This window comes from Rothia sp. HMSC076D04 (genome assembly GCF_001814645.1).
GTDB lineage: Bacteria > Actinomycetota > Actinomycetes > Actinomycetales > Micrococcaceae > Rothia > Rothia mucilaginosa.
In genome coordinates, this window is the sequence record NZ_KV817369.1 from 75,083 (window position 1) to 95,954 (window position 20,872).

The 20,872-nt window shown below is 59.4% G+C and carries 19 protein-coding genes; 10 read left to right on the plus strand and 9 right to left on the minus strand.

Features of this window, described 5'->3' with window-relative positions:
• Positions 1–193 precede the first annotated feature (193 nt).
• The 6 genes from HMPREF2980_RS09555 to HMPREF2980_RS04835 all read left to right on the plus strand — a co-directional run bounded on the left by HMPREF2980_RS09555 (position 194) and on the right by HMPREF2980_RS04835 (position 5,967).
• The gene (locus HMPREF2980_RS09555; RefSeq protein ID WP_141755593.1) at positions 194–379 is read left to right on the plus strand and encodes a hypothetical protein; all 186 of its coding nucleotides are present in this window, start codon (positions 194–196) and stop codon (positions 377–379) included.
• Positions 370–1,704, plus strand: a complete 1,335-nt coding sequence (locus tag HMPREF2980_RS04815; protein WP_070690448.1) for a hemolysin family protein — start codon at positions 370–372, stop codon at positions 1,702–1,704. The genes HMPREF2980_RS09555 and HMPREF2980_RS04815 overlap by 10 nt, the downstream gene beginning before the upstream one ends.
• Positions 1,701–2,783, plus strand: coding sequence for a hemolysin family protein (locus tag HMPREF2980_RS04820; protein WP_070690450.1), 1,083 nt, complete (start codon positions 1,701–1,703; stop codon positions 2,781–2,783). The genes HMPREF2980_RS04815 and HMPREF2980_RS04820 overlap by 4 nt, the downstream gene beginning before the upstream one ends.
• 359 nt (positions 2,784–3,142) lie before the next feature.
• Complete coding sequence (locus HMPREF2980_RS04825) at positions 3,143–4,150, plus strand: metal ABC transporter solute-binding protein, Zn/Mn family (RefSeq protein WP_049337827.1); 1,008 nt, start codon at positions 3,143–3,145, stop codon at positions 4,148–4,150.
• Entirely contained in the window at positions 4,151–5,050 is a 900-nt protein-coding gene (locus tag HMPREF2980_RS04830; protein ID WP_005508610.1) for a metal ABC transporter ATP-binding protein, read from the plus strand.
• Entirely contained in the window at positions 5,047–5,967 is a 921-nt protein-coding gene (locus tag HMPREF2980_RS04835; protein WP_005505453.1) for a metal ABC transporter permease, read from the plus strand. Before HMPREF2980_RS04830 ends, HMPREF2980_RS04835 begins: the two co-directional genes overlap by 4 nt.
• 260 nt (positions 5,968–6,227) lie before the next feature.
• Here HMPREF2980_RS04835 and HMPREF2980_RS04840 read toward each other — a convergent pair whose 3' ends face one another.
• On the minus strand, positions 6,228–6,692 hold the full coding sequence (locus HMPREF2980_RS04840; protein WP_005505454.1) for a Fur family transcriptional regulator: 465 nt from the start codon (positions 6,690–6,692) through the stop codon (positions 6,228–6,230).
• 157 nt (positions 6,693–6,849) lie between these two features.
• On the opposite strand from HMPREF2980_RS04840, the gene HMPREF2980_RS04845 reads away from it, so the two are divergent.
• Together HMPREF2980_RS04845 and HMPREF2980_RS04850 are read left to right on the plus strand one after the other, a co-directional pair.
• Positions 6,850–7,527 carry an MBL fold metallo-hydrolase gene (locus tag HMPREF2980_RS04845; protein ID WP_005505455.1) on the plus strand — a complete coding sequence of 226 codons (678 nt, stop codon included), beginning with the start codon at positions 6,850–6,852 and terminating at the stop codon, positions 7,525–7,527.
• A gap of 53 nt (positions 7,528–7,580) precedes the next feature.
• The gene (locus tag HMPREF2980_RS04850) at positions 7,581–8,009 is read left to right on the plus strand and encodes an HIT family protein (protein ID WP_005505456.1); all 429 of its coding nucleotides are present in this window, start codon (positions 7,581–7,583) and stop codon (positions 8,007–8,009) included.
• A gap of 126 nt (positions 8,010–8,135) precedes the next feature.
• Here the strand turns inward: HMPREF2980_RS04850 and budA are convergent, their stop codons facing one another.
• Together budA and HMPREF2980_RS09620 are read right to left on the minus strand one after the other, a co-directional pair.
• Positions 8,136–8,885 carry an acetolactate decarboxylase gene (gene budA / locus HMPREF2980_RS04855; RefSeq protein WP_005505457.1) on the minus strand — a complete coding sequence of 250 codons (750 nt, stop codon included), beginning with the start codon at positions 8,883–8,885 and terminating at the stop codon, positions 8,136–8,138.
• 268 nt (positions 8,886–9,153) lie between these two features.
• A complete protein-coding gene (locus tag HMPREF2980_RS09620; RefSeq protein WP_246823680.1) occupies positions 9,154–9,783 on the minus strand; it encodes a GNAT family N-acetyltransferase in 630 nt (209 codons plus the stop codon).
• A gap of 97 nt (positions 9,784–9,880) precedes the next feature.
• Between HMPREF2980_RS09620 and HMPREF2980_RS04865 the strand changes: the two genes are divergently transcribed.
• On the plus strand, positions 9,881–10,261 hold the full coding sequence (locus HMPREF2980_RS04865) for a PH domain-containing protein (RefSeq protein WP_005505460.1): 381 nt from the start codon (positions 9,881–9,883) through the stop codon (positions 10,259–10,261).
• 362 nt (positions 10,262–10,623) lie between these two features.
• Here HMPREF2980_RS04865 and glnA read toward each other — a convergent pair whose 3' ends face one another.
• The 4 genes from glnA to lipB form a co-directional block, all read right to left on the minus strand.
• On the minus strand, positions 10,624–12,048 hold the full coding sequence (gene glnA / locus HMPREF2980_RS04870) for a type I glutamate--ammonia ligase (protein ID WP_060824576.1): 1,425 nt from the start codon (positions 12,046–12,048) through the stop codon (positions 10,624–10,626).
• A gap of 349 nt (positions 12,049–12,397) precedes the next feature.
• A complete protein-coding gene (locus HMPREF2980_RS04875; RefSeq protein ID WP_005505470.1) occupies positions 12,398–13,114 on the minus strand; it encodes a DUF4191 domain-containing protein in 717 nt (238 codons plus the stop codon).
• Between the two features lie 209 nt (positions 13,115–13,323).
• Positions 13,324–14,331 carry a lipoyl synthase gene (gene lipA, locus HMPREF2980_RS04880; protein WP_049347251.1) on the minus strand — a complete coding sequence of 336 codons (1,008 nt, stop codon included), beginning with the start codon at positions 14,329–14,331 and terminating at the stop codon, positions 13,324–13,326.
• A gap of 164 nt (positions 14,332–14,495) precedes the next feature.
• Entirely contained in the window at positions 14,496–15,197 is a 702-nt protein-coding gene (gene lipB / locus HMPREF2980_RS04885; RefSeq protein ID WP_256370617.1) for a lipoyl(octanoyl) transferase LipB, read from the minus strand.
• A gap of 194 nt (positions 15,198–15,391) precedes the next feature.
• Between lipB and HMPREF2980_RS04890 the strand changes: the two genes are divergently transcribed.
• On the plus strand, positions 15,392–17,104 hold the full coding sequence (locus HMPREF2980_RS04890) for a peptidase (RefSeq protein ID WP_070690453.1): 1,713 nt from the start codon (positions 15,392–15,394) through the stop codon (positions 17,102–17,104).
• Between the two features lie 192 nt (positions 17,105–17,296).
• Here the strand turns inward: HMPREF2980_RS04890 and sucB are convergent, their stop codons facing one another.
• Positions 17,297–18,988 (minus strand): 2-oxoglutarate dehydrogenase, E2 component, dihydrolipoamide succinyltransferase, encoded by a 1,692-nt coding sequence (gene sucB, locus HMPREF2980_RS04895; RefSeq protein ID WP_049349541.1) that lies wholly within the window; start codon positions 18,986–18,988, stop codon positions 17,297–17,299.
• 191 nt (positions 18,989–19,179) lie between these two features.
• A complete protein-coding gene (gene lpdA / locus HMPREF2980_RS04900) occupies positions 19,180–20,565 on the minus strand; it encodes a dihydrolipoyl dehydrogenase (protein ID WP_044142607.1) in 1,386 nt (461 codons plus the stop codon).
• Between the last annotated feature and the right edge of the window lie 307 nt (positions 20,566–20,872).

Genomic DNA, 20,872 nt, shown 5'->3' on the forward strand with positions numbered 1-20,872 from the left:
TATGTATAAGTGTAAAGAGAAGCACGGTGAACTTTCCAGCTCATCGCGCTATATCCGCAATGCAATTTTTCACTCTTACGGATTAGCAATGAGCCGCGTGCGCAACAAGTACTGTCTTGCACGTGTGAGCAGGCACTCTACAGCACCGGGAAGAGACGAAACCTTCGCTAAAATATGGGGTATGGATGACCCTTTGAGTAAGACTCTGACTACTAGCCAGCGCAGAATACTGCCCGCATACTCTGCGCAACACGGCACTGTAACACCCAAAAACACCACCTCCGATGCTCAGCATCTGGACAGCCTGACTGCGGGGCTACCCCGCCAGGCCCAAGGCGCCGCACACCAGTCGATGGAGGCGGTGACCGCGTGGATCTGATTCTCCTACTCATCGGCCTGCTGCTCATCCTGGGAACGGGCTTCTTCGTTGCCGTAGAGTTCTCCCTCGTAGCACTCGAAACCGCCACCGTGCAGCAGGCAAAGGACTCCGGCGATAAAGCCGCCGACGCCGTCCTGCGCTGCCTCAAGACGCTCTCTACTCAGCTCTCCAGCTGCCAGATTGGCATCACCATCACCACGCTGCTGACCGGTTACACCCTCGACGCTGCCATCAAGGCGCTCACCACCGGCGCCATCAGCAGCCTGGGTCTGCCCACCAGCGTGACCGACGTACTCACCCTGGTGCTGGCGATGCTCATCGCAACCTTGCTCTCCATGGTCGTCGGCGAACTGCTGCCCAAGGGCCTCGCTATCGCCGAACCCTACGATGTGGCGCGTCGAGTCGCCCCCGCGCAGCTGGCATTCACCCGCGTCATGTCCCCGCTCGTGCGCATCATGAACGGCTCTGCCAACTGGATTCTCGGACGCTTCGGCATGGAAGCCAAGGAAGAACTCTCCGCGGCACGCACCCCCGAAGAGCTCTCCTCCATGGTGCGCCGCTCCGCAGAAGAAGGCACCCTCGACTCCGACGCGGCACGCTTCGTGGACCGCACCCTGCGCTTCTCCGAGCTGACCGCCTCCGAAGTCATGACCCCGCGCGGCCAGGTCGCCATGCTCGAAGACACCGCCCCCGTTGCCGAAGTTATCAAGCTGGCACGCTCCACCGGCCACTCCCGATTCCCCCTCTACAAGGGCGACCACGACAACATCGTGGGCGTCGTGCACGTGAAGAAGGCAGTCGGCGTGCCCCCGGAGGTTCGCGAAACTCTCGAAGCCGGCGCCCTCGCAGAAGACGTGCTGCAGGTCCCCGAAACCCTGCACCTGGACGCGCTGCTCACCCAGCTACGCCAGGGCGCCCTGCAGCTCGCCGTGGTCCTCGACGAATACGGCGGAACCGCCGGCATCGCAACCCTCGAAGACCTCGTCGAAGAAATCGTCGGCGAAGTCTCCGACGAACACGACCGCGGCCGCACCGAACGCCCCCTGCGCTACGGCAACGGCGACTGGGTGTTCTCCGGCCTACGCCGCCCCGACGAAATCAACGCTCTCATCCCCGGACTCGAGGTTGAGGAAAGCTCCGAATACGAAACCGTCGGCGGCTTCATGATGGAACGCCTCGGCCGCATCCCCGAAGTAGGAGACAGCGTCCCCGTACCCGGCGGCACCCTGCGCGTCGACACCCTCGAAGGCCGCCGCGTGGACCGCATCCGATTCACCCCCGCACCTAGCGCACAGGAACAGACCGAGAAGGGAGGCAAGGCATGAACGACTGGGTAGCCATCGCACTGCTCGTCATCCTGCTCGCCGGAAACGCCTTCTTCGTCGCCGGTGAATTCGCCATCATGTCCACCCGACGAGCACAAATCGAACCGCTCGCCGAAGAAGGCAATAAGCGAGCGCAGACCGTCATCTACGCGCTAGAGAACGTCTCGCTCATGCTCGCCACCTGCCAGCTGGGCATCACCATCTGCTCCCTGCTGATTCTGAATGTTTCAGAACCGGCGCTGCACCATATGCTGGAGGTGCCCCTGCACCTGGTCGGCCTGTCCCACGCGATCGTGGATGTGCTCGCCTTCGGTATCACCCTGATTCTGGTCACCTACTTGCACGTGATTTTCGGCGAGATGGTTCCCAAGAACGCAGCCGTGACCCTCGCCGCCCGCGGCGTGGCTCTCTGGATTGTGCCGCCCCTGGTGACCATCTCCAAGATTTTCGCCCCCGTGGTCGCCCTGCTGAACAACCTGTCCAATAAGCTGCTGGCGCTCATGAAGGTCGAAGCGAAGGACGAAGTCGCCTCCACCTTCACCCTGGGCGAGCTGCAGACCATTGTGGCAACCTCAACCGCGGAAGGCACCGTGGAAGACGACGCCGGCGTGATTGAAAGCGCCCTCGAATTCACCGAGAAGGACGTCTACGAAATCATGGTGCCCGGCGATAAGCTCGTCACCCTGCCCTTCGGCAGCACCCCCGCCGAGCTGGAACGCGCCGTGGCACGTAGCGGCTACTCCCGATTCGTCATTACCGACAGTGACGGAACCTACATGGGCTACCTGCACGTGAAGGACGCCCTCGCCATTGCCCCCGAGCGGTTCGAGGAGCCCTTCCCCTGGTACAAGCTGCGTTCCCTGGACACGCTCACCCCGACCACCGATATTGACGATGCGCTCGCCTCCATGCAGCGCAGCCGAACCCATATCGCACAGGTTATGGATGAACAGGGCGTAACCCTCGGCGTGGTCTTCCTCGAAGACGTGCTGGAGGAGCTCGTCGGCGAAATCAACGACACCACCCAGGATGCGGTGCGTGAGCGTGTACGCCGACAGCAGGCGCGCGAAGCCCAGTAGCCGCATGAAGCACAGTAACCGCATCGTGAGATATCCCGAATAAAACGGGAGAATCTTTGAACGCACAGTCCGCCCGGCGCCCTCGTCAAGGAGGGCGCGGGGCGGGCTGTTTTGCGGTCCAAAACGGCTTATGGGTGCTCCCAAGGAGTGGTCTCAGGCGGCGGGATGAAGCGGCAGTATAAAGTAGCGGTGGGGGAGCGCAGTAGGCTGAGCTAACTATCCCTGTTGCATAAGCTACTAACAGGGAAAAGGGTTGCCTAACAGCACCCAAATGACAACAATAAAGAGTTGTTTATACGGGTGTGCGCATGATGTAGTTAAGGAACCTACAGACTAGAACGAACCGAAAGAGAGCCCTCATGTCGCACCCGAAGATCACCCGCAAGCACTTCCTCACCGCAATGGGCTCACTCGCCGCGTCCTCCCTGCTACTGGCAGGCTGCGCAACCGAGAACAGCACCTCCTCCGGTTCGTCCTCCTCGGCTGGCTCCAACAATGGCAAGGTGAAGGTCGTCGCCTCCACCGACGTCTACGCAGACATCGCCAAGCAGGTCGGCGGCGACTACATTGAGGTCACCGCACTCATCGCCTCCACCAGCACCGACCCCCACTCCTACGAAGCCACCAGCGCCGACCGCCTCAAGGCAAAGGACGCTTCCCTGATCGTCATCAACGGCGCAGGCTACGACCTGTTCCTCGAAGACCTCGCCGGCAAGGACAACGCCTCCCAGAAGATCGTGAACGCGGTCAAGGTCAGCGGCAAGCTCACCGACGCCGAATACACCCACCTGGTCGAGGACCACCGCGGCGGCGAACACCACGAAGACGGCGGCGACCACGCCCACGCACACGAGTTCAATGAGCACCTCTGGTACGACTTCGAAACCATGAAGAAGGTCGCCCAGAAGATCGCTGAAGAGCTCGCAGGCCTCGACTCCGCACACGCTGAGACGTTCCGCACCAACGCATCCACCTTCTCCAAGGAACTGGACGCACTGGACACCACCGCCAAGGCAATCGCCGGTGAAGGTAAGAAGTACCTGTCCACCGAGCCCGTGCCGGACTACCTGATTTCCTCCACCGGCGCAGAGAACGCAACCCCCAGCGAATTCGCTGAGGCGGCAGAAGCCGGCAACGACGTCCCCGCCCTCGTCCTGAAGGAAACCAAGGACATGATCACCGAGAAGAAGGTCCAGCTGCTCGCCTACAACGAGCAGACCTCCACCTCTCAGACCAACGAGGTGCTGCAGGCAGCTAAGGACGCCTCGGTGAACTACGTATCCTTCACCGAAACCCTGCCGGAAAACACCAACTACCTGGCATGGATGAAGACCAACGTCAGCAACCTCGAAAAGGCGCTCTCCTAAGTGACTGACAACAATAACGGTGCCGCCCCCGCGATTTCCATTCGCGGGGGTAGCCTCGCTTTCGGGGCCCGCACCCTCTGGAAAGATCTAACCCTCGACATCGGCGCAGGCGAATACTTCGCCGTGCTCGGACCCAACGGCTCCGGCAAGTCCACCTTCCTCAAAGTCGTTCTCGGCTTGACCGGACTCAACGCCGGAGAAATCTCTGTGCTCGGCAAACCCGCACGTTTGGGCAACGCTGGCGTCGGCTACGTACCGCAGCAGAAGTCCATCCCCACCTCCACCCCGATGCGTGCCCGCGACCTCGTGGGACTTGGCGTGGACGGGCACCGCTGGGGCATCCGCCTGCACGGCCGCAAATACCGCGCCAAGGTTGACGAACTCCTCGAAGCCGTCGGCGCGACCGAATACGCGAACGTGCCGGTGGGGCTGCTCTCCGGCGGTGAGCAGCAGCGCCTGCGTATCGCCCAGGCGCTCGCGAACGACCCGAAGATTCTGCTGGCTGACGAGGCGCTACTCTCCCTGGATCTCAACCACCAGTACGCGGTGGCTGAGCTGATTCACCGGTTCAACCGTGAACGCGGCGTGGCGGTAGTGTTCGTGACCCACGAAATCAACCCCATCATTGAGCATGTGGATCGTGTGCTCTACCTGGCGAACGGTCGTTTCACGGTCGGCTCGGTGGAAGAGGTCATGACCAGCGAGACTCTCACCTCCCTGTACGGAACCCCGGTGAGCGTGCTCAAGTCTAATGGCCGTTACGTGGTGGTGGGTGAGACTCACGCCAGCGACCACTGCCATATTGAGGGCACCGACCAGAACATTCACGGCTCCCACCTGAAATCTGGTCTTTCTGAACCGCAGCGCACTCTACACCTTCCGGGAGGAACCACTCGATGACCATTCTTGCTTCCCTCCCCGCTCTGGCACCGGTTGCCGCCGCGCAGAACGATTTGCTCTCCCGTATCTTCGTTTTTGACCGCTACGGCGAGCTGCTGCAGATGCTGCAGAACTCCATTTTTGCTGGCGCTGTGCTAGGCCTTATTGGCGGTTTCGTCGGCATTTTCGTGATGATGCGCGACCATGCCTTTGCGGTGCACGGCGTCTCTGAAATGTCTTTCGCGGGTGCAGCCCTTGCCCTGTTGCTCGGCTATGACGTGGTGACCGGCTCCATGGTCGGTTCGATTGCCTCGGCTCTGCTGATTGCCTTTCTGGGTTCTAAAGCGAGCAATTCGAACTCGGTCATTGGTGCGCTCATGCCGTTCGGCCTGGGCTTGGGTATTCTCTTCCTCTCCCTGTACCAGGGCCGTAGCGCGAATAAGTTTGGTCTGCTGACCGGTCAGATCGTGTCCGTGGATGCCGACCAGCTGCACACCATGATTATTGGTGCGGTGGTTATTATTTCCCTGCTGGTGATGGTGTGGCGTCCGCTGAGCTTTGCTTCCCTGGACCCGGAGGTCGCGCGCGCTAAGGGCGTGCCGATGCGCTTCCTGTCCCTGGTGTTCATGGTGATTCTGGGTATTGCTGTGGCGCTGTCGGTGCAGGTGGTCGGTTCGCTGCTGGTGCTGGCGCTGCTGATTACTCCGGCGGCTGCGGCGATGCAGGTAACGGCATCTCCGGTACGCACCCTGATTCTGTCGGTGCTGTTTGCGGAGGCGTCTATTGTGGGCGGTATTCTGCTGGCTCTTGCCGGTTCGCTGCCGATTAGCCCCTACGTGACCAGTATTTCCTTCCTGATTTACGTGGTGTGCCGTGTGATTGGTGGCGTGAAGCGCCGCCATAGCGCGTCGGGCCGCCAGCTGGCTGAGAAGGCATAAGATCTATAGAAAGAGCCCCACCTCGGGAATGAGGTGGGGCTCTTTCGTTGTCGTGCTGTGTTAGCGCTACGGGTCATGTACCCGGTGCGCAATGCGGGCTCAACCTGTGTGGCGTTGCCTTGTTCAGATGCCCTGTGTGTCGTGCTGTAGTGGCGCCGAAGATCTTTGAAGACGCCGTATCCTTCGTTGAGAAGGTTTTCCCCGGTGGGGGAGAGCTCCTCAGATGGAGGGGCTTAGAGGTTGCGGCTTAGCCTGCAACGTTAGCGTGCAGCGCCGCCCTGCGATTCTTCCTCGCGACGTGCCAAAGTGCAGTCCGGGCAGTAACCGGTCACTTCAACCACGTGCTCCAGCTCCGAGAAGCCGTGCTGCTTACCCATGGCCAGTGCCCAGTCCTCGAGGGCGGGTGCTTCCAGCTCAATGGCGGTGCCGCATCGGCGGCAGAGCAGGTGGTGGTGGTGATCTTTCACCCGGCAGTGGCGGTACAGGGTCTCACCCTCAACGCCCTTGACCGAGTCGAGCTCACCGGCGTTAGCCAGCGACTGCAGCACGCGGTAGGTGGTTGCGAGAGAGACCTGTTCCTTGCGGTTCGCGAGGGTCAGGTGCAGATCCTGTGCTGAGATGAAATCGCCGAGCTCTTCCATGGTCGCCTTGATGATGCGACGCTGGCGGGTATTTCGGGCTTCGGCGGGCTTCGTAATTCTCCGTACGGGAATATGAGTGTCCATTGCTGAACCTTTCGGGGCGGAAATCCGTCCCATTGTGTGGTCGATCTTGTCTTACGACTTTACACTAGAGGCGTTCAAAAGGTGGTTGATTTGCGCTTTATCTCAAAAATTGAAGTCATCAACAGGCACGAATGAGGGTTAACGGTAGACTAAAACTATGAAAATGACGAAGTACACCCACTCATGTATCCGCCTTGAGAATGAGGGGCGCACCCTCGTTCTTGACCCCGGCAACTTTGCTGCAGAAGGCGAACACGCCACCGCGCTGGAAGGCGCCGATTACCTGTTCGTGACCCACGCGCATCCGGACCATTTTGACGGCCCGTCGGTGCTGCCGCTGATTGCTCAGCGTGCCGAGTCGCAGACCCCGTTGAAGATTTGGGCTCCCGAGGCTGTTGCCCAGGTCATTAAGGAGGCTGTGCCCGCTGCCGAGGTTACCGTTGTTTCCTCTGATTCTGAGTTCAGCATCCCCGGTTTTGAGGTGAAGACCTACGGCGGTCAGCACGCACTGATTCACCCGCTGATTCAGACCATCGCCAATGTCGGTTACCTGATTAACGGTGCCTTGTACCACCCGGGTGACTCGCTGGTGGTTCCTCACCGCGTGCGTGCGAATACCGTTCTGGTGCCGATTCACGCGCCCTGGTCGAAGGTTCAGGAAGTCATTGATTTTGTGATTGCGACCGGCGCTCAGCGTGTGGTTCCGATTCACAATGGCATGATTAACCAGAACGGCACCGGCATTATTGAGGGTCTGGTGACGAACTTCGGCGCGAAGTACGGCACTGAGCTGAAGCACCTGAACCCCGGTGAGAGCATTGAGGTTGAGGCGTAAGCCTGACCACTGAGCTTCAAACGTGCCGGTGACGGCGCATGAAGGAGATTATTGTGAGCACGATTTTTACCAAGATTATTGAGGGTGAGATTCCCGGCCGCTTCGTCTGGAAGGACGAGCACTGCGTCGCCTTCCTGGACATCATGCCCCTGTCGGAAGGTCACCTGCTGCTCGTTCCCCGCGCAGAGATTGACCGTTGGCCCGACCTGCCGGCTGAGCTGGCGGCGCACCTGTTCGCTGTGGCGCACAAGATTTCTGGTGCCCTGGATCAGGCGTTTGATAAGGACCGTGTGGCTCTGATGATTGCGGGCTTCGACGTTCCGCACACCCACATCCACCTGTTCCCGGCTGACGGCATGGCTGACTACGATCCCGCTAACGCGAAGAAGGATGCTACCGCCGAAGAGCTGGATGCGGCTGCTGAGAAGGTGCGTGCTGCCCTGCGCGAGCGCGGCCACGGCGAGTTCGTGCCGGAGGCATAAGCGCCCTTTACAGCGTGTATAAACACGACAGCGCGTATAACCACGAAGGAGCCGCCCTCTACACAACAGTAGAGGGCGGCTCCTTCGTTGCTATATCCCGTTGCTATGTTCCGGCGGGAAAGAAGCTTAGTGCTTTTCAGCCTTGGAGATCTGCTCAGCCAGGTCCTCGGGGGAGAGGTTAGCGGAGGAGAACTCGGGGGTCAGCGGCAGGTGCAGCTGCAGGCCGGTACCGGGGCAAATCTCGACCTTTGCCGAGCGCAGCTTGAAGTCGACCACGTGACCGCCCTGAACGCGCTCATCATCGATAAAGTGGGCGTGGCAGCCGGGCACCGAGATGCCCTGCTCGTAGATCGGGGTGCGGAAGCCAACAATCGTGCCGGTCACGTTATCGAACTGGACAATGTCCTCATTCTCGGTGGCCGCAACCATCTTCGGGTAGGGCTTCTCCTGCTTGATGACGGTGCGGGTGCGGACCCATTCGAACTCGCCGTAAATCTTGATGGCGTACATGTAGTTCTTGGAGACGGTGAAGTCATCCAGAATCTGCGAGGCAGACTTACGGAGTAGGTTATGCGGTAGTTCGCGCTTAATCATGGGCACGAAGTTGGTGACCACGGCGTAGGGGGTCTGCTGGCGCAGGTCGGGCAGGGATACGGAGCCGTCGTGGCGTACCTGGTAGCAGACGCCGTCGAGGACGACCATTTCGCCGTCGAGGCCGTTGAAGGTACCCACACCGAAGTTGCCGTGGCTCAGGAGCTCACCGATGGTCATCTCGCCATCGTAGATGCCGTCCAGCAGCTGGGACATGAGGCCGGTCTGAAAAACTTCGTTACGGAAAACAGTTTCACCGTTTAGGATGGTCGGCTGATATGCCATGAGATTTCTCCTCGTTACAGTGGATGCGGCGTCAGACGGGTCGGTCGGTCATCGGCGATACTCGCCCTAGCTGATGCTAAAAAGGGGAAGGGCGGCGGGGAGAACACGGCGTTGTGATGTCGTTTCTCTAGGAATTCGTAGGTGACGCAGGCCGGGCGCACGCACTTTCATTGTACGCCCGTGCAGGAAGAACCCCGGGACTAGCGGGTACGACATCTTATGATGTGGCCCGCGACCTGCTCCTACAAGGGAAGAGGGGGAGGGCCCGCTAGAGCTCCAGAACCATCTCCACATGCTCAATTCCAACCTCAAGATACGGCTCTCCCACCTGCACAAACCCCGCTGCACCGTAGTAGCTGTCCTTTAGGTAGGACTGGGCGCTAATCACCAGCTGACGAGTTTCCGTATTTTCACGGACCCAGCTAATCGTCTCATGCAGTAGGGCGCGCCCCAGGCCGGTGCCACGCGCCTCCTCACGGACAGCTACTCGACCGACGGTCCAAGCACCCTGGATGGGGCGATGATAGCCGTCATCTACTGTCATAAGATCAAAGATTCTTAAGTATGCTAAGATCCGCCCAGACTCATCTGTGTGGAAGAAATGAATACACTCAAAATCAGCCTCATCGGGTTCTTGCGCAAGAATCTGCTGACCCACTGTAAAGACCATCGAACGCGTGATATGAATCTGCTGCAGTTCTCGTAGAGTCAGCTCATTGAAATGCTTGGCCTGAAAATGCGGGGGCGTTAAAGAGGAAGGAAACAAGAGGCTCTCGATCTTTCGTTGGAGGTCAGGGAATGAGCGTACTCCATTAAGGGAATTTGCGTGCAGGAACAGAACCAAAAGCCGCTCTGTGAAATGTAGCGGTATAACCCTCCACAGGTATTTATTGCTCACAATATATCCGTGCAGATAACCATCTAGACCGCGCATGAATTAATAAAGCTCTTATACTGAGAACGTTATTATCACTCAACACCTTGGAGGTAACTCTATGTCTATCGCTGCTATCATGACCTGGACTCTGCAATCAGAAATTCCAGTACCTCAGGATGCTCAAGCCCTTTTGGGGCCGGGCGAAAGCGCCGTCGCAGCCTTTGCTACTTTCCGCGATTCCGCTATTTTCACGACTCACCGACTCATCATTCGTGATGCTCAAGGCCTGACCGGTAAGAAGGTAGAAATGTACTCGCTGCCTTACTCCTCGATTCATATGTGGTCTTCTGAAAATGCAGGAAACCTGTTCGACGCGAATAGTGAAATTGCTCTATGGACGAAGGTTGGCTACATCAAAATCAAGCTGGGCCGAAAGATTGACGTCCGCAAGCTTGACCGGCTCATCGCTCAGCAGGTTCTAAACGCTCAGCAACATTAGGGCATAAAAATAGACTGGCGTTCCCTCCGGTTGCACGACAAAAAGGGAGGGAACGCCAGCACCAACAGCTTAGCCCTTAGAGCCGCTCTAAGCGCAACTAAGGCACACGAAGCTCAACAAGGCAGAAAAATATTAGACACGAACCGTCATCAAAATAGTCCGGTGAGCCTGCACCCCGTAGAAACCCTGCAGACACCCAGCAGAAAACACAACAACGGCCTATACGCTCCCAAAGGAACGTATAGGTCGTTGTGCGCTATCTAGAACTTGCCCCAGAACCCACCCCGGAATTTACCTCAGTGCGGGTGCGGGGCAAAGCCCAGAAGGAAAGATGAGACGCCAGCGAATTAGACGCCAGTGAATTAGACGCCGTAGTACAGCTGGTACTCAAGCGGGTGCGGAACCAGCGAGAGCGGCTCCAGCTCGTTCTTACGCTTGTAGTCAATCCAAGCCTGAATCAGGTCCTCGGTGAAGACGCCGCCCTCGAGCAGGAAGTCGTGGTCAGCCTCCAGAGCCGCCAGCGCCTCCTCCAGGTTAGCCGGAGCCTTCTTGATGTCCTTAGCCTCTTCAGCGGGCAGCTCGTACAGGTCCTTATCGATCGGTGCCGGCGGCTCAATGCGGTTACGGATACCGTCCAGACCAGCCATCAGCTGAGCAGCAAACGCGAAGTAGGGGTTAGCGGAGGGGTCCGGTGCACGGAACTCCAGACGCTTAGCCTTCGGGTTGGTGCCGGTAATCGGGATGCGGATACCGGCGGAACGGTTACCCTGCGAGTACACCATGTTGATGGGAGCCTCGTAGCCGGGAACCAGACGCTTGTAAGAGTTCACGGTCGGGTTGGTGAACGCCAGAACAGCGGAGGAGTGCTCAATCAGACCGCCAATGTACCAGCGTGCGGTGTCAGAGAGGTTAGCGTAGCCGCGCTCGTCGTAGAAGAGGGGCTCGCCGTCCTGCCACAGCGACTGGTGGCAGTGCATACCGGAGCCGTTGTCACCGAACACGGGCTTGGGCATGAAGGTCACGGACTTGCCCCATGCGTCTGCGGTGCCCTTGATGACGTACTTGAACTTCAGCAGGTCGTCAGCAGCCTTGGTGAGGGTGTCGAACTTGTAGTTGATTTCTGCCTGGCCGGCTGCGCCCACCTCGTGGTGGCTACGCTCAACCTCAAGGCCGACCTCGTCCATTGCTACGCACATTGCGTCACGCAGGTCAGCCTGCTTGTCGACGGGGGAGACGGGGAAGTAGCCGCCCTTGACGGGGGTCTTGTTGCCCAGGTTGCCGCCCTCTTCCTTGCGGCCGGTGTTCCAGGGAGCCTCATCGGAGTCGATCTTGAAGAATACGGAGTTCGGCTCGACCTGGTAGCGGACGTCCTCGAAGACGAAGAATTCAGCCTCGGATGCGAAGAACGCGGTGTCTGCAATGCCGGTGGATTGCAGGTATGCTTCGGCACGCTCAGCGACGCCGCGGGGGTCACGGTGGTAGGGCTCGCCGGTGCGGGGGTTCACGATGGAGCAGATGATGACCAGGGTCTTCTCAATGCGGAAGGGGTCAACGTACGCGGACTGAACGTCGGGGATCAGCTGCATGTCGGACTCTGCAATGCCCTGGAAGCCGCGAATGGAGGAGCCGTCAAAAAGCTGGCCGTTGACGAAGAAATCGTCATCAATCGCCTTAGCGGGCAGGTTGAAGTGCTGCTGCACGCCGGGCATGTCGGTGAATCGGATATCAACGAAGACTACTTCTTCGTTCTTGATAAAGTCGAGAACTTCCTGGGGGCTGGTAAACATGAGGACTGCTCCTTGTTCGACTGACGGTGCAGGAGGGTGCTTTCCCTCATCACATTCAGTCTTTGGTTTAGTTTTTGGCCGCGGGCAAAACCCTGTGACATATCAAGCATAGTGGTTATTTTTTGCGCGTGCGTGACTATCGTGTTTCGGTAATGTTACAAATCCTGGAAAGGAGTTACATCTACGTTGCCTCACGAAACACAGTAGAGATGCTAACGCCCTCAGTAGAGCCAGTAGCAAAGCCAATATCAATGCCAGCAACAGCGCAATAACCGGGCGTAACAAAAGGCCCCGACCCTCCCCACACGGGAAGAGCCGGAGCCTTCAAAACCTCATATCAGCGTCTCGCTTAGCGGCCGCGCATCGCACGACGGTCGGGGCGTGCACGCATCGGGTCAACACCCTTCGGCAGACCATTCATCGGGTTACGCATAGTGTTCAGAGTGCTCAGGCGACCAGAAACAACCTGCATCTCCTGCTGAGTCAGAGCCTTCGGAAGCTTGTTCATAGTCTTCACAACGTCCTTGAGCTCAACCTGACCCTCATCGTGACCGGTCTCAATCACATGAACCGGCACACCGGGAGCCACACGAGCCAGGTGCTTCTTCTCAGTGTTCACCAGCGAGTTCACGCGGCTGTGAGGGCCCTCGGTCACCAGCACAATACCGGGACGGCCCAGCGCACGGAACACCAGATCCTGGTTGCGGTTCGCAGCAACGGGCTGCTCCTCAACAATCCAACCGCGGCGCACCGAGTTCATCGCTGCACCACTACGACCGGGCTGGTTCTCAATCTGAGCAAAAGCCGCAGTCTGCGCGCGGCGACCCAGCAGAAGCATCGCCACAATAGCGGCAACGCCCAGACCCAGAATCAGGAAAGTAATCCAGTTACCCAGGGCAATACCGATGAGGAGGAAAACCAAAAGGGTACCCAGAGCCGACAGACTCAGAATCCAACCGATATTCGGGTCGGACTTCTTGGTCATCTGGTAGACCTGCTTCATCTGGGCGAAAGTGCCCGGAGTGCGTTCCTTCTTCTTTTTCTTCTCTTCGCGCTTATCTGCCACGATTCTTCCTCGGCTGGTTCTTCCGCGGCCCCGAGAAGCGCCTCAAACGCTCACGGAACCATAGTGACGTAACGATGCAGTGTATGCCTGCAATTTTTCTAGTTTACCCTACCCGCACAAGGGGCGGGGCATAAGGGGAGGCTCCCCGAACACCGGACGAACACCGGGTTCGAGGAGCCTCAACGCTCTCAGAAAGATTCTGAAAAGGCTTAGTAGCCCGCAGCCACCAGGGAGGAGGCTTCCTGCAGGGCTGCACCCTCACCCTCAATGTGGGCAAGGTTCTCAGGGATCGGGTAGCCGTTCTTACGCATTGCACGAGCCCACAGGCGACCTGCACGGTACGAAGAACGAACCATCGGGCCCGCCATAACGCCAGCGAAACCAATCTCCTCAGCCATGTTCGCAAAATCCACGAACTGCTGCGGCTTCACCCAACGCTCAATCGGGTGGAAGAGCGGGCCGGGGCGCAGGTACTGGGTGAGGGTAATGATGTCACAACCAGCATCGTGCAGATCGCACAGCGCCTCGTAAATCTCCTCGTCGGTCTCGCCCATACCCAGAATCAGGTTGGACTTGGTGACCATGCCACCTTCCTTAGCCTGGGTAATAACATCCAGGGAACGCTCGTAACGGAACGCCGGGCGAATCTGACGGAAGATACGGGGGACGGTCTCCAGGTTGTGCGCGAAAACCTCAGGCTTAGCGTCAATCACCTTCTGAACATGCTCGGGAACACCCTTGAAGTCGGGGACGAGCATCTCAACGCCGGTGTTCGGGCACATCTTGTGAATCTGGCGGGTGGTCTCTGCGTACAGCCACGCACCGCCGTCTTCCAGATCGTCACGAGCAACACCGGTCACGGTTGCGTAACGCAGACCCATGACCTTCACGTTCTTAGCAACCTTGAACGGCTCAGCGTAGTCAACAGCAACGGGCTTACCGGTCGCAATATTGCAGAAGTCGCAACGGCGGGTGCACTCGGAACCACCAATCAGGTAGGTTGCCTCACGGTCTTCCCAGCATTCGTAAATATTGGGGCAGCCTGCCTCTTCACACACGGTGTGCAGGCCCTGACCGCGAGCCAGCTCGCGCATCTCGTTGTATTCGGGGCCAACAATAGCCTTGGTCTTAATCCAGTGAGGCTTCTTCTCAATGGGAACCTCAGCGTTGCGGGCCTCCACACGCAGTAGCTTGCGTCCTTCAGGTGCGGTGCTCAAAAGTCTTCTCCTTGGTCTAGATGTGCCCTCTGTGCAGGTGGGCCATCTTCTATTTTACGCCCGCTCAGGCGTAGGTGAAACTGATTTTCGTATATGACGAACAAAGCCGGACGCGTTACGTGTACGGCCCGTTCGATGCTTCTTGACTGCGTCTAACCCTGCGTTTAGTCCTGCGCCGCAATGGGCTCGAAAGACTCCGCCAGGCGGTCCTGGTACTTCAGAAGCTCCGCCTCCAGCGGCTCCAAAATATCGGCGGGGGTGACGGTGCGGCCCAGCTGCTCCGAAATAGTGGTAACACCCGCATCGCTAATGCCGCAGGGAATGAACTGCTGGAAGGGTGCGGTGTCGTTGCAGCAGTTAATCGCAAAGCCGTGCATGGTGGTGTTACGGGAAACGCGCATGCCCAGTGCCGCGATCTTCTTGTCCTGGGTGATGCCGTCGCCCAGAATCCACACGCCGCTACGGCCCTCAACGCGCTCACCCTTAATGCCCAGGCCAGCCAGGACGTTAATGATGATTTCCTCGATAATGCGCACATACGCCACCACGTCAATGGGCTCGGGCAGGCGCAGAATCGGGTAGCCGGTCAACTGGCCGGGGCCGTGCCAGGTCAGCTTGCCGCCGCGGTCAATCTTGACGACGGGAGTGGACTTGTCTGCGGGGTACTCGTGGTCTTCGGTGCGTTTACCGGCGGTAATCACTGCCTCGTGCTCAAGTAGAAGAATCGTATTCTGGCGGGTGCGGTTAGCCACCTCATCGTGGATGCGGTACTGCTCGTCCAGGCACTCAACATAGTTCACATAGTTCGGGGCGAAGCCCACGCGTTCAATCGTCACAGACATACTTTCTACCTTAGTACTGCTAATGGAGGGAAGAAAATTAGGGCGCCCTGAATCACGTGATGAGCGAACACGTCGGAATGTTACGTGAGGGTGTGCTCAAGGGGAGGGGGTGAATGAGCAGATAAATGCCTGAATTAACCTTTGGGGTCCTTTGGAGTATTTGAACTATTTTAGAGTGCTTAAAGATATTGTTTGATGCAATTTGATAACATAATGGTATGAGAAGCAAAGAAGCACACGTTCTGGAAAGCATCGCCAACCCGGCTCTACCCACTCTGCAGATTGTCGAGTACCGGGGCGAAACCACCGAGAGTGCGCCCGCTACACGTTCCGTAACCTCCGCGCACCCCGAACGCTACACCCTGCGCACCATTTCTCACCCCGCCCCGCCAGCTCCCTCCGCCCAGCTGGCTCCTGCCGCGCCCACTCTGCGCGCGGCAGCCAACGGGTACGGATTCGAGGAAAACACGGATGCATCCGCTCAGCGGCACGCCCAGACCCCGCAAGTAGCCGCCGCCCTACGTAACGCGCCCGGACTCGCCAAGCTCCACGCCGTTACTAGTGGGAGCGCCGATAGCGCCAATCGGCTGTGCCTCTGGTACGAGCCCCTCGACGCGGGCACTCTCGACAAGCTCCTGCGCGCTCGCACCCTGACACCCGCCGAGCTCATGACCCTGGCACGAACCCTGCACCGGGCGCTCGGCAGCCTCAAAAAGGTGGGGGAGGGGCGCGCCGAACTAAGCGCCGAATACATCGCGCTGAGCGCCGCCGGAGTGCCCAAACTCCTGCTACCTGACGCCGTCTACCGTGAAACGGCCCCTCAAGACGGAGAACAGCTCACCGCCGCTCGGGGCAACTACGCACGCTCCGCAGCAGCCCTGCTCTGGCAAGCCGCCTGCGGGCACGCGCCGGAACCCTCCACCGCCCGCGTACCCCTCTCACTGCGCATGGATTCACAGCGCATGGGAGCCGCCGACACCGCAACCGAAGGGGCGCCCAACAGCGAGTGGATTGAGCGCCTCGGCAGAGCCCTCGAATACCTGCTGGACGCACCCGCCCAGGAGGCGGCGCTCGCAGGGCTCAGCTCCGTGGTCGCCCTGGCGGAGGAGGTGCCGCCTCGCCCGCTCAACGTCTACCTGAGCTGTTCAGAACGAGCCCGCGCCCTCATTCCCGTAGCTGTGGAGCCCGCGCCGGTACAGAAGCTCTCAAAGACGCAGAAGGCGCAACGCTACCTGGCGGAACGTTTGCCACACGTGAAGAAGCCGGGTGTGAAGAAATCGGGGCGCGCAGCTACCGCAGGTTCTAAGCCACTGACTCCCACTGGGAGCCCTGCGGTGAGCTTCACAAAGAGCCCCGCAGAGACCGCGCCGTCCGCCCTAAAGAACGCAGAAGCGACAGGCACATCCCGCCTGACGGCGCTACGCGGTGCGCTGAGCCGTCCCTCCGTACGTCTGGGCGTAGCCGCGCTCGCACTGGGGGCTATCGCGCTGCCTCTCGGGTTCACCCTCTACGGGCAGAACGCTCCGGCAACGGCGCAGCCCGTATCCGCTCAATCCGTGAACACTGCGGGGGAGCAGGAGCCCGGCGGCACGGAAACACAGGATCAGAGCACACAGGATACAGCCGCGCAGGATAAAAGCGCACAGGGCGATCAGATCCTACGCGCACTCATCGACCAGCGAAACCAAGAACGCCGTGCCCGAGGCGGCGCAGAGCTCACCGTCGACACCGCCGAAGAACTCAGTCGCGACAGCGAGAACATCCGCGTGATGGCGGTAGTCTCCGTGCCCGGCTACCGCGCCGATAAAACCGAGCGGGAAGCCCGCAAGCTCAGCGAAGAAAACGGCGTCACCCGCCAGAAAGTCATCTTCGACCTGCACCGCGGGGAGAAAGGCTGGGAGATAGCCCGCGCCGAACCCGTACCGGCATAGCTGAGGCCGCGTAACTAACACCGTGTAACTGACACCGTAGCAACGCGGACACAACAAAAGGCGGCGGCCCCACCCACCGAAGTGGATGGAACCGCCGCCTTTTTGCTCACTGTCCGGGAAAACCCGGAGAGCTACACTCGGCTACCCATCAGGGCACCGCCACAAGGAAACTTCCTTGAATCTTTGCAGGTCTTAGAGGCCCAGCTCAGACTCGAAGTTTGCCTCCTCCAGGCGGGTCTTGAGGGTGTGCAGGAAGCGACCAGCGTCCGCACCGTCGACCACGCGGTGATCGTAGGTGAGGGACAGGTAGCACATGGAGCGGATAGCGATAACGTCGTTACCGTCAACATCCTTAACAACCATGGGGCGCTTCACGATGGAACCGGTACCGAGGATTGCAACGTTCGGCTGGTTGATGATCGGGGTGTCGAACAGTGCACCGAAGGAACCAATGTTGGTGATGGTGAAGGTCGAACCCGACAGCTCCTCGGGGGAGATGTCGCCGGTGCGTGCGCGGCCACCCAGGTCGCCAATAGCCTTTGCCAGGCCAGCAATGCCCAGGTCAGAAGCGTTCTTGATGACGGGAACCAGCAGACCCTTGGGGGTGTCCACAGCAATAGCGATGTTCTCGGAGCCGTGGTAAGTGATCTGCTTGTAGTCTTCGGTCATGGAAGCGTTCAGAGCGGGGTGCTGCTGCAGAGCCTCAGCGGATGCCTGGACGAAGAAGGGCAGGAAGGTCAGCTTAGCGCCCTCACGAGCAGCGAAGCCGTCCTTAGCCTTTGCACGCAGCTGAACGATGCGGGTCACGTCAACCTCGGTGACCTGGGTCAGCTGGGTGGAGATGTCCAGGGACTCACGCATACGCTTTGCAATAACCTGGCGGATACGTGCGGTCTTCTCGACGGTGCCACGCTTGGGGGAAACCTCGAAGGTGTGCGGTGCCTTTGCGGAACCAGCAGCCGGAGCAGCAGCTGCAGCGGGAGCAGCAGCGGCGGGAGCAGCGGAACCCTTAGCAGCGATAGCAGCCTGAACATCCTGCTTGCGGATGCGGCCACCAACACCGGTGCCCTTGACGGTGGACAGGTCGATGCCGTTGTCCTTAGCGAGCTTACGGACCAGCGGGGTCACGTATGCTTCGCCCTCAGCAGCTGCCGGAGCGGCAGGTGCAGCGGGAGCTGCAGGAGCTGCAGGAGCTGCGGGTGCAGCGGGTGCAGCCGGAGCAGCAGCGGGTGCTGCAGGAGCTGCGGGAGCCTCAGCAACCGGAGCGGGAGCAGCCGGTGCAGCAGCAGCGGAAGCGTCGCCGATGATAGCCAGAACCTGGCCAACCTCTGCGTCCTCATCCTCGGGGATGCGGATCTCGAGCAGGGTACCTGCTACGGGGGAGGGAACCTCGGTGTCAACCTTGTCGGTGGAAACCTCAACCAGGGGCTCGTCAACCTCAACCTGCTCGCCAACTTCCTTCAGCCAGCGGGTAACGGTGCCCTCGGTGACGGACTCGCCCAGTGCGGGCAGTACGACCTCGATGCCTGCAGCAGCAGCTGCGGGAGCAGCCTGAGCAGCAGCGGGTGCAGCGGGAGCCTCAGCAACCGGAGCGGGAGCTGCGGGAGCCTCAGCAGCTGCGGGAGCAGCCGGAGCAGCAGCGCCGGAACCGTCGCCAATGATAGCCAGAGCAGCGCCAACCTCGACGTCCTCGTCCTCGGGGACGAGAATCTGCTCAACAACGCCTGCTACGGGGGAGGGAACCTCGGTGTCAACCTTGTCGGTGGAAACCTCAACCAGGGGTGCGTCAACCTCAATGGTGTCGCCGACCTCAACGAGCCAGCGGGTAACGGTACCCTCGGTCACGGACTCGCCCAGTGCGGGCAGTACTACGGTGTGGGACATAATCTTTCCCGTTCTCCTTGTGAATGCTTGAACTAGAAAAATGTGAGCGGCGACCCGGATGCGCGCCGTATGCGTCAAAGCACGTCGACGCGCATCCAGATAGGGGCGTTGTTCAGCGGACACGCCCGGCAACCGCTAACGACCAACGGTCGTCAATACTAAGCTGACGCGCTAACGCCAGTCAGCAAAATTTATGCGCTGTGCAGCGGGGTGCCGTTCAGGACCATTGCAGCCTCACCCAGGGACTCGTTCTGAGTCGGGTGTGCGTGGATGAACTTAGCGACGTCCTCGGGGAATGCTTCCCAAGCAACCCACATCTGAGCCTCACCAATCTGCTCACCCATACGCTTACCAATAGCGTGAACACCAACGATGGGACCGTCCTTCTGGCGGACAACCTTCACGATACCGGTAGCACCGAGGATAGCGGACTTGCCGTTACCAGCCAGGTTGTACTCAGCGGTCTCAACGTTCTCAGCGCCGAACTTCTCCTTAGCCTTGGGCTCGGAGTAACCAACGGAAGCGATCTCCGGGTCACAGAAGGTGACCTTGGGGATGTTCACGTCTTCAACGATGGAGGGGTTCAGGCCAGCGATTTCCTCAGCAACGAAGATACCCTGCTGGTAACCGCGGTGAGCCAGCTGAACGCCGGGGACGATGTCGCCAACAGCGTAGATGTTGCCAACGCCGGTGTGCAGGCGCTCGTTAGCCAGGACGAAGCCGCGATCCATGGGGATGCCCTGCTCCTCGTAGCCCATGTTTGCGGTGTTCGGGCCACGACCAACAGCAACCAGAACGATCTCTGCCTCGAAGACCTTGCCATCAGCCAGGGTGACCTTAGCACCGTTAGCGTCCTGCTCAACCTTCTCGAAGAGGGTGCCGGTGTTGAACTTGATGCCGCGCTTCTTGAACGCACGCTCCAGAACCTTGATGATTGCCGGGTCCTCGTTGGGAACCAGGTTCGGCAGGCCCTCGATGATGGTGACGTCAACGCCCATAGCGTTCCACATGGATGCGAACTCGCAACCAATCACGCCGCCGCCGAGCACGATAGCGCTCTTGGGCAGGTAGTCCATCTCCAGTGCCTCAGTGGAGGTCAGAACGCGACCCTCAATGGGCAGACCGAAGGTCTTGGAGACCGAGCCGGATGCCAGGATAATGTTCTTACCCTTGTACTCAACACCACCGACGGTGATGGTGTCCTGAGCGGTCAGCTTACCCTCGCCGGGGATAACCTCTACGCCCTTCATCTTCAGCAGGCCTGCAAGACCCTTGAACTTACCGGAGACGATGTTGTCCTTGTAATCGCGAACCTTGCCCATTTCGATGGACTGCAGCACAGCGTTAACGCCAACCTTGGACGCCTCGCGTGCCTCTTCTGCCAGCTCAGCAGCGTGCAGGTACGCCTTGGTGGGGATACAGCCAGTGTGCAGGCAGGTGCCGCCGACCTTTTCCTTCTCGATCAGGCCGACGGTGAAGCCTAGCTGGCGTGCGCGAATAGCTGCAGAGTAGCCAGCGGAACCGCCGCCGAGGATGAGGATGTCGAATTCTTGAGCCACGATATTGCTCCCTTGCATAGTTGTGGGGGCTAAAGACCCCTGCAATGAGTTCTTTACCAATTTATTGGTAGGTTTCCCAGCATGCGCGAAAGGCCCGCGACTTACAAAAAATCGCGCGCCCCTCCGCGTACGCAGAAAAACACTTAATACAACAATACCCCCGTTGACGGTCGTTTAAGTTCACTCAGGGCGGTTTTAGCCGATTAATCGCCCAAACACCGTAAATTTTTCACCACGCAAGAAAAGCGGCGCGTCATAGAACAGTGCGATGACAGGAGCACCACAGCGGTCGCACAGAACGTGTCCGAGAACAGACGCAGAGGAG

What these genes read in the sequence shown, in the direction of transcription:
- HMPREF2980_RS04820 (WP_070690450.1), top strand. Translation starts at nt 1,701, where the DNA reads ATGAACGACTGGGTAGCCATCGCACTGCTCGTCATCCTGCTCGCCGGA.
- HMPREF2980_RS04825 (WP_049337827.1), top strand. Translation starts at nt 3,143, where the DNA reads ATGTCGCACCCGAAGATCACCCGCAAGCACTTCCTCACCGCAATGGGC.
- HMPREF2980_RS04835 (WP_005505453.1), top strand. Translation starts at nt 5,047, where the DNA reads ATGACCATTCTTGCTTCCCTCCCCGCTCTGGCACCGGTTGCCGCCGCG.
- HMPREF2980_RS04840 (WP_005505454.1), bottom strand. Translation starts at nt 6,692, where the DNA reads ATGGACACTCATATTCCCGTACGGAGAATTACGAAGCCCGCCGAAGCC.
- HMPREF2980_RS04845 (WP_005505455.1), top strand. Translation starts at nt 6,850, where the DNA reads ATGAAAATGACGAAGTACACCCACTCATGTATCCGCCTTGAGAATGAG.
- budA (WP_005505457.1), bottom strand. Translation starts at nt 8,885, where the DNA reads ATGGCATATCAGCCGACCATCCTAAACGGTGAAACTGTTTTCCGTAAC.
- HMPREF2980_RS04865 (WP_005505460.1), top strand. Translation starts at nt 9,881, where the DNA reads ATGTCTATCGCTGCTATCATGACCTGGACTCTGCAATCAGAAATTCCA.
- glnA (WP_060824576.1), bottom strand. Translation starts at nt 12,048, where the DNA reads ATGTTTACCAGCCCCCAGGAAGTTCTCGACTTTATCAAGAACGAAGAA.
- HMPREF2980_RS04890 (WP_070690453.1), top strand. Translation starts at nt 15,392, where the DNA reads ATGAGAAGCAAAGAAGCACACGTTCTGGAAAGCATCGCCAACCCGGCT.
- sucB (WP_049349541.1), bottom strand. Translation starts at nt 18,988, where the DNA reads ATGTCCCACACCGTAGTACTGCCCGCACTGGGCGAGTCCGTGACCGAG.
- lpdA (WP_044142607.1), bottom strand. Translation starts at nt 20,565, where the DNA reads ATGCAAGGGAGCAATATCGTGGCTCAAGAATTCGACATCCTCATCCTC.